The organism is Mycobacterium sp. (assembly GCF_036490025.1).
In the GTDB taxonomy this organism is placed as follows: Bacteria; Actinomycetota; Actinomycetes; order Mycobacteriales; family Mycobacteriaceae; genus Mycobacterium.
This window is the reverse complement of record NZ_DASXEP010000192.1, coordinates 1-7,456: the sequence shown is the minus strand read 5'-3', so window position 1 is coordinate 7,456 and position 7,456 is coordinate 1. Positions and strand designations below refer to the sequence as shown.

Below are 7,456 nucleotides of genomic sequence, written 5' to 3'. Positions count from 1 at the left end.
TGAGCCGGGCTTGCAGTTGACCGGTCAGCTGGGTGACGTGATGAAGGAGTCCGCGCAGATCGCGCTCTCCTACGTGCGTTCGCATGCCGAGGAGTTGGGCGTCGACCCCGCCACGCTGAACCGGCGGATCCACGTGCACGTGCCCGCCGGCGCCGTCCCCAAGGACGGTCCGTCGGCCGGCGTCACGATGGTCACCGCGCTGGTGTCGATGGCAACCGGGCGACAGGTCCGTGCCGATGTCGGGATGACCGGCGAAGTCACGCTGAACGGCCGCGTGCTGCCGATCGGCGGGGTGAAGCAGAAGCTGCTCGCCGCACAGCGGGCCGGGCTCTCGACGGTGTTCATCCCACAGCGCAACGCGCCGGACCTGGACGACGTGCCCGCCGAGGTGCTCGAGGCATTGGACGTCAAGGCGATGACCGATGTCGCCGAGATCGTCGCGCAGGCGCTGGAGCCTGCCTCGCAAGCGGTGACCGCCGCGGCGTGATATCCGCTAGCCTGCGGTGAACATGGCCTACGACACCGAGCTTGCCGATCGCATCCGCGAGCTGTTGGGTGCGCTGCGCGGCGTTGACGAGAAGCGGATGTTCGGCGGCTTGGCATTCCTGGTCAACGGCAACATGTCGGTGGCGGTCAGCGGGCAGGGCGGCCTCATGGTGCGGGTACCGCCGGACGACACCGAAAAGCTGTTGGGACGAGCCCATGTCGGCCCGATGGTGATGGCCGGGCGCGAAGTCCGCGGGTGGATACGCGTGGCGGCCGACGGCGTGAAAAGCAAACGCCAACTGTCGGACTGGGTGACACGCGGCGTTGAGTATGCGCGAGGTCTACCGCCCAAGTAAGCGGCACGTTTGCGAACCCGCACTACGGGTACGCGGTGGCTTATGGACCAGCAAAAGCAGGTGGTCCGACGGCTGCTGAAGGTCGCCGGGACGACGTACGCCGCCGAAGCGAACGTCCGGATCAGCGACAAGCCGATGCCGCTGTTTCAGCTGCTGGTGTTGTGCATGCTGGCCAGCAAGCCGATCGACGCGACGATCGCCATGCGCGCCGGGCGCGAACTGTTCAGCGACGGCCTCAGGACGCCGAAGGCCGTGCTGGATGCCGAACGGCAAACGATGATCGACGCGTTCGGCCGTGCGCACTATGTCCGCTACGACGAGAGTTCGGCAACGCGGCTGACCGAGATGGCTCAGCGCGTCGTCGACGAGTACTCCGGTGACCTGCGCGAAATTCCCCGGCGTAGTGCCGACGACGTCGATGCCGTCAAACGAATGCTCAAGGAATTCAAGGGAATTGGCGAGACCGGTGCCGACATCTTCCTGCGCGAAGTCCAAGATGTCTGGACCTGGGTGCGACCGCACTTCGACAAACGCGCCACCCGGACCGCCAAGACGCTGGGGTTGCCTGCCGATCCGGCGAAGTTGGGCGCTCTAGCGCCGCGCGCCAACGCCCGTCTGGCCGCAGCGCTGGTGCGTGCCTCGCTCGACGACGACGTGCGCCAGCAGGTAGCCGGCTGACCGGGCGGTGAGCGTGCGGATCGGGACTTCCGGGTGGTCCTACGACCATTGGCTCAACGTGCTCTATCCGCCAAAGCTGGCGCCCGCACGCCGGCTGAGCCGCTACGTCGAAGAGTTCGACACCGTCGAATTGAATGCGAGCTTTTACCGCTGGCCCAAAGACTCGACATTCGCCGGGTGGCGTGAGCAGCTACCGGCCGGCTTTGCGATGTCGGTCAAGGCGCATCGCGGGTTGACGCACTACCGGCGGCTGGCCTCGGTCGGCCCGTGGATCGAACGGTTCGAAAGCTGTTGGCAGACACTGGGCGATCGCAGTGGGGTATTGCTGGTGCAGCTGCATCCCGAACAACGGCGCGATGATGCCCGTCTCGACGGATTCCTCTCGGCCATGCCGTCAGCGATCCGCGTGGCAATGGAATTGCGGCACCCGTCCTGGGACGAGCCCGAAGTTTACGCACTGCTGGAGAGTCGGGGCGCCGCCTATGTCGTGATGAGCGGTGCGGGACTGCCGTGTATCCCGCGTGCTACCACCGATTTGGTGTACGTGCGCATGCACGGACCCGATCCGGACGCCATGTACGCGGGCTCCTATTCGCCCGACGAGCTGCTCGGTTGGGCCGAACAGATCGGTCAGTGGAGCAGTGAAGGCAGAGACGTCTGGATGTATTTCAACAACGACCCGCACGGCCACGCCGTGCGCAATGCGCGGGTTTTGCAAGGTCTGTTGGGTTGAGCGGAACTGAGTAGGGTGGAGACCATGGCCAACAAGAACACATTCGTTATCGCCGGCGGCGGGCTTGCCGGAGCCAAGGCGGCGGAAGCGTTGCGCGAGAAAGGCTTCGACGGAAAGGTTGTGCTGTTCTCGGATGAGCAATACCTACCGTACGAGCGACCGCCGCTGTCCAAAGACTTCCTTGCGGGCAAGAAATCGCTCAGCGATTTCACCGTCCACGACTCAGACTGGTACCGGGACAACAACATCGACCTACGGACCGGCACCGAAGTGCTGGCGGTAGACCGGAACGCTCACACCGTCGCTCTCTCAGACGACACCGAGGTCCGCTACGACAAGTTGCTGCTGGCCACCGGATCACGGGCGCGATGGCTGTCGATTCCGGGTGCCGATGCCACCGGAGTGCATCACCTGCGAAAGTTCGACGACGCGTCGAATCTCAATACGGCTCTGCTCGAAGGATCCTCGCTGGCAGTGGTCGGGGCAGGGTGGATCGGGCTGGAGGTCGCCGCAAACGCCCGTGCACGCGGCATCGACGTCACCGTGGTCGAGACCGCCAAAGTGCCGCTGAGTGCAGCGGTCGGCGAAGAAGTCGGCAACGTGTTCGCCCAGCTACATCGCGACCATGGCGTGGACCTGCGTCTAGAAGCCGAAGTCAAGGAAATCACCACTGCCGACGGCAAGGCCACCGGCCTGAAGCTAGGCGACGGATCGACGGTCACCGCCGACAGGGTGCTGGTCGCGGTCGGTGCGAAGCCAAACATCGAGTTGGCGGAGGAGGCCGGCCTGTCGACGGATCACGGCGGGGTGCTCGTCGACGCATCGCTGCGCACCAGCGACACCGACATCTATGCGGTCGGCGACATCGCCGCGGCCGAGCATCCGCTGTTCGACGACCGGATCCGAACCGAACACTGGGCGAACGCGCTCAAGCAGCCCGCCGTCGCGGTCGCGGGTATGCTCGGCGAACCCGGTGAATACTCCGAGCTGCCTTACTTTTTCACCGATCAGTATGACCTGGGTATGGAGTACGCCGGCTATGCGCCGAGCTATAACCAGGTGGTGTTTCGCGGTGACGTCGACAGCAGGGAATTCGTAGCCTTCTGGCTCGACGCCGACAAACACGTGCTGGCGGGAATGAACGTCAACATCTGGGATGTGCTCGACGACATCAAGAGCCTGATCCGTAAGAAGACCGTCGTGGACCCGGGCAAGTTGGCCGATCCGCAGGCGTCGTTGGCTGACATCAGCTGACCGTGATCACATCAGGCAGTCGCAGCGCCTGAAAACGCTCCCGTTCGGCGCGCCGGCGTTTGATCCGCAGCCGTGCGTCGGAAGGGATCGTGATCGCCTCGTCGCAGGTGAGGTAGAAGACCTCGCCGTCAACGTCGATGAGCTCCGCTGCGGCGAACCGAGAACCCAACTCCCGCAGAGTTATTCGTAGTTCATGGGTGAACCGGATAGTCGTGTCGTAGGCCGCCTCACGCGAAGCGCGGGCGCTGGCTGCCATCCGTTCGGTCAGCGTCGCCTCTGATCCGGCCGGGGGCATCGGCCGGGGAAAGTCGGTCGCGGCACGACCGGCGGCGGCAAGCAGCATCGCCGGATCATCACCGAACATCAAGTTGGCCAGCTCGACTTCGCCCGGGCCACGGTGCCCGATTCCGCTGACGGTCGAGGCAAATGCCGCACCGACGGTGCGCGACTGGGCAGTGACGCCCTCGAGGTCCCTGTCGATCGCCAGCGCGCACAGCTGCTGGTCGTCTCGGATCAGCGCAGCCAACGTCGAGGCCTTGGCCGCAACGGCATCGCTTTCCAACAACGCGCTGATCCCGGAGACGGTGACGGGTAACCCGGTGCGCTTCACCGTTGCTGCGGTAACGCCGCTGTCGATCAGCCACAGTCCGGTGAGGCTCCAACCCTGGTGGATCCGGTCCCGCAGTAACCGGATCCGCGCCTGCAGCTGGGCATCCGAATGTGAAATCAGTTGTGCCGGATCGAGATGCTCGGCTGTCGCGGCCGCGACGTACGCCTGGGTATCGGAGTTCAGATGTCGCAACAGCGCGAAAGCCCGTTTGACGACGATCGCTTTGGCGGCAGAACCGCGCAGTCGGCCGGTCGATGAGGTGCGTCCCAACGGCAACAGCGGGTCGACGTGTGAGTGGCCCAGCGACCTGCGGATGACCTCGTCAACGTCCCAGCCCGGTAATTGCTCTGCGGCCAGCACGCCTGCCGAAACGCCAACGTAGGGGCGGTGACCGAACACCGCGATCGCCCTGCTCCCCCATTCGGCGGTGACCACGTCGCCGCATGTCATCAGCGGGCCCATCATCCGCGCGGCGGCACGCAATCCAGCAAGCTGCACATCGAGCGTCATCGGGGTCAGCGGCCCGGGCAGTGTCTCGACCAGCGGTGTGGCGCTGAACACCGGAAAGCGGGGGTCGACCCGGTCGTCGAACTCGCCCTGGAGTCCGTCTGGCGACGCCGATTGCAACAGGGTGCCGTCCAACGGCTCGGTCCGCGTACCAACCTCGACCGGTAGTGGCAGACGGCCGGGTAAATTCACCGCGCCCCTGACGCCGAGCCTGCGGCCGGCCAACCCGCGCGCGGTGTCGGCGAGCGCATCGGTGGCGCGCCAACCGAATTCGAACGGCCATGCTTCTTGCACCGCGGTGGCGTCGAGTTCGGGAGTCGGCTGAGGCCAGGTCGGCAGCCGGGCCAGCCGCGGGCGCTGACCGACAGACTTCAACAACCGTCGCGCCGTGGCTATGTCGGTGGTGTCCGGGCTCGCGAGGTCAACCACGCCGTTGCGGTTGGTCGCCACCGCGAGCACCAGGAATCGGAGCAGGTCGTCGAAGTGCAGCAGCCGCACCGGCCGGGTCGGCGCCTTGCTGTGCAGCAGGGTGCCGATGGTGCGGCAGATCATCCAGTCGAGTTGGCGGCCTATCGGCGGCGCTATCCGCACGACCAAGCTCGGCGCCCAACTGCTGGACACCAGCGCCTCGGCCTGCTCGCAGAGAGTGGGCTGTCCCGCCGAGGCGGAAACATGGACCAACCGGGCGCCCGCGCGCGCTGCCGCGTGGGACACGTGCACCAGGCCGTTGATCCCGGCGCTGCCGGGCACGCCGGGTTCGATCGGGGCGAGGTGGAGCACCACGTCGCAGGTGCCGGCCAGCTGCTGCAGTATCGGCTCGCCGAGCGGCGCGCAGACGAAGTCGACGTCGGGATGCAGGTTTTCGTGTGGCTGGGCTGAAATGCCGGTGACGCTGTGCCCGGCGGCGAGAAGCTGCCGGGCCATCGCGCGCCCGAGCAGTCCGGTGACGCCGGTCAGCAAGATCTGCACGCCCGAGCACCTCCACGGCGTCTAGTCGATTGAAAGACAATAATCGCGCGGGCCGCTTCCAGCACGCTTTCAGCTAACCTCGTTAACTCATTGCAATGTCGCGGTCCCGTTTGCCCCGACGGTGACCTTGGCGCCGCCGATGTCCTCGCGCACAGTGTCAGCGGCGGCTGCGGTTTCGGTGATCAGCGCCAGCGTCCGACGTTCGTCCGGGGTGCGAACGGCCAGAAAAGCCTTCTCGGGGCGGCCATCCCGGTCGAACGGCGTCGTCCAGGCTTCAACGGTGCCCACGCCTTCCCACTCCACCGCCGCGGTACGCGTCGGCTGTTGGTCAACCGCGGACTGCGCGTCCTCCCAACAAAACTCGGATGACGGCGGCTCGGTTCCGTACACGCCGAAGCTGTGCTTGGTCAGGTAGCCGCCGTTGGCGGTGATCAAGCCACGCTTGCCGGGGCTGGCCGTCAGCAGTTCGGCCATCGTCGCGATGGAGTGAGCGACGTAGTTGTTCCACGGGCCGCCGGCGAACGTCAGCCCGCCGGTCACGGTCAGCGGCCGTGAGCGATCGTCGACCGGCAGCCCGAGCTCGGCCGCCGCGACTTGCACGGCGGACGGAAAACACGAGTACAGGTCGACGTAGTCCATGTCGTCAATGCCCAGGCCGGCCAGCTGCAACGCTCGCGCACCGGCGATCCGGATGGCCGGTGACCGGTGCAGTTCGGCACGCTCACTGATCGCGTAGGTGTCGTGCGCATCGGTGCCCGCATACGGGTACACCCATCGATCGGTGGGAATGCGCAGACGGGTCGCGCTCTCCACCGACGTCAGGATCAGCGCCGCGGACTGGTCGACCATATTGTTGGAGTTCATCAGCTTGGTGTACGGCCAGCTGATCATTCGGTTCTGCGGGCCGGACCCGGCGATTTCCTCGGCGCTGACCGGTTTGCGGATCCACGCGTGCGGATTGTCGACCGCGACCGCGTTGAAGCGAGCCCACAATTCGCTAATGCGCCTGCGGTGATCCTCGAGCGACTCGTCGCGAGCGATGCGAAGCGCCTGCTCGAACAGCGGGTAGATGTAGGCGGGCCGGTCCAGCGTGATCCTGATCTCCGCGTCGCCGGCCATCGGCACGTCCTCGCCGCTGACCTCGGCCATCGGCACCGAGTCGTCTTGGACCGTCCACACCAGCTTGCCGCCCTTGGCCCGCAGCCCTCGCCGGGTGCGCCAGGTTTCCGCCCCGGCGAGCAGCACCACGCCGGCGCGGCCTTGCTGGATGTCCAGGCATGCCTGGTTGAGCAGCGACTGCGGCACGTTGCCGCCGACCGGGCTGTACCGCGTGGTGAAGTCGGCGGCACCGATACGTTGGCCGACCAACAGCCCGGGATCCCGGTAGTGCGCCGAGAGCACGTTCACCACCCGAATGGAGTCCAGCGTCTCCAGGACTCGGGCATCGGCGGCTTGCCGGGCGGCTGCGACCATGAGGTCCACTGGTTCGACGGATCGCATTTCGGGGTCGATCTCGTCGCGGTGATTGACCTGGCCGTAGCCGATCAGCACCGGCGTCCTGGGGTCGAGGGGCATACGACGAACGTAGCGTCCTGATCGTCGAGCGTGACACTAGCGTCGCGTTGGGCGGCGAGCGTGACGCTAGTGTCACGCACGGCGATAGACAGCGACTCAGATGCCTCAGGGGACGGAGACTAACGACGAATGACCGCACATTTGAGCTACGTCGAGGCCGTGATCGTCGGCGCCGCCCAGGGGGTCACCGAACTGTTCCCGGTGTCCAGCCTGGGGCACTCGATCTTGGTGCCGGCGCTGGTGGGCGGGCAATGGGCAAAAGACCTCGACGTGTCCGCACCCCAGTCG

The 7,456-nt window shown here is 66.1% G+C and carries 8 protein-coding genes; 6 read left to right on the top strand and 2 right to left on the bottom strand.

Annotation, left to right across the window (positions count from 1 at the left end):
- The 5 genes from VGG53_RS22600 to VGG53_RS22580 form a co-directional block, all read left to right on the top strand.
- The coding region (locus VGG53_RS22600) for a S16 family serine protease (RefSeq protein ID WP_331520354.1) at positions 1-487 on the top strand (487 nt) is incomplete at its 5' end.
- 22 nt (positions 488-509) lie between these two features.
- The gene (locus tag VGG53_RS22595; protein WP_331520353.1) at positions 510-842 is read left to right on the top strand and encodes a TfoX/Sxy family protein; all 333 of its coding nucleotides are present in this window, start codon (positions 510-512) and stop codon (positions 840-842) included.
- A gap of 42 nt (positions 843-884) precedes the next feature.
- Positions 885-1,520 (top strand): endonuclease, encoded by a 636-nt coding sequence (locus VGG53_RS22590; protein WP_331520352.1) that lies wholly within the window; start codon positions 885-887, stop codon positions 1,518-1,520.
- 7 nt (positions 1,521-1,527) lie between these two features.
- Entirely contained in the window at positions 1,528-2,253 is a 726-nt protein-coding gene (locus VGG53_RS22585; protein WP_331520351.1) for a DUF72 domain-containing protein, read from the top strand.
- Between the two features lie 24 nt (positions 2,254-2,277).
- Positions 2,278-3,507: an NAD(P)/FAD-dependent oxidoreductase gene (locus VGG53_RS22580; protein ID WP_331520350.1), complete on the top strand. Its 1,230-nt coding sequence runs from the start codon at positions 2,278-2,280 to the stop codon at positions 3,505-3,507.
- On the opposite strand, the gene VGG53_RS22575 is transcribed toward VGG53_RS22580, so the two are convergent.
- Both VGG53_RS22575 and VGG53_RS22570 read right to left on the bottom strand, forming a co-directional pair.
- Entirely contained in the window at positions 3,500-5,593 is a 2,094-nt protein-coding gene (locus VGG53_RS22575; protein ID WP_331520349.1) for an NAD-dependent epimerase/dehydratase family protein, read from the bottom strand. The two genes, VGG53_RS22580 and VGG53_RS22575, sit on opposite strands and share 8 nt — an antisense overlap.
- Before the next feature lie 87 nt (positions 5,594-5,680).
- Positions 5,681-7,168, bottom strand: a complete 1,488-nt coding sequence (locus tag VGG53_RS22570) for an acetyl-CoA acetyltransferase (protein WP_331520348.1) — start codon at positions 7,166-7,168, stop codon at positions 5,681-5,683.
- A 129-nt stretch (positions 7,169-7,297) separates the two neighbouring features.
- Here VGG53_RS22570 and VGG53_RS22565 point away from each other — a divergent pair.
- On the top strand, positions 7,298-7,456 hold a 159-nt coding region (locus VGG53_RS22565; protein ID WP_331520355.1), incomplete at its 3' end, for an undecaprenyl-diphosphate phosphatase.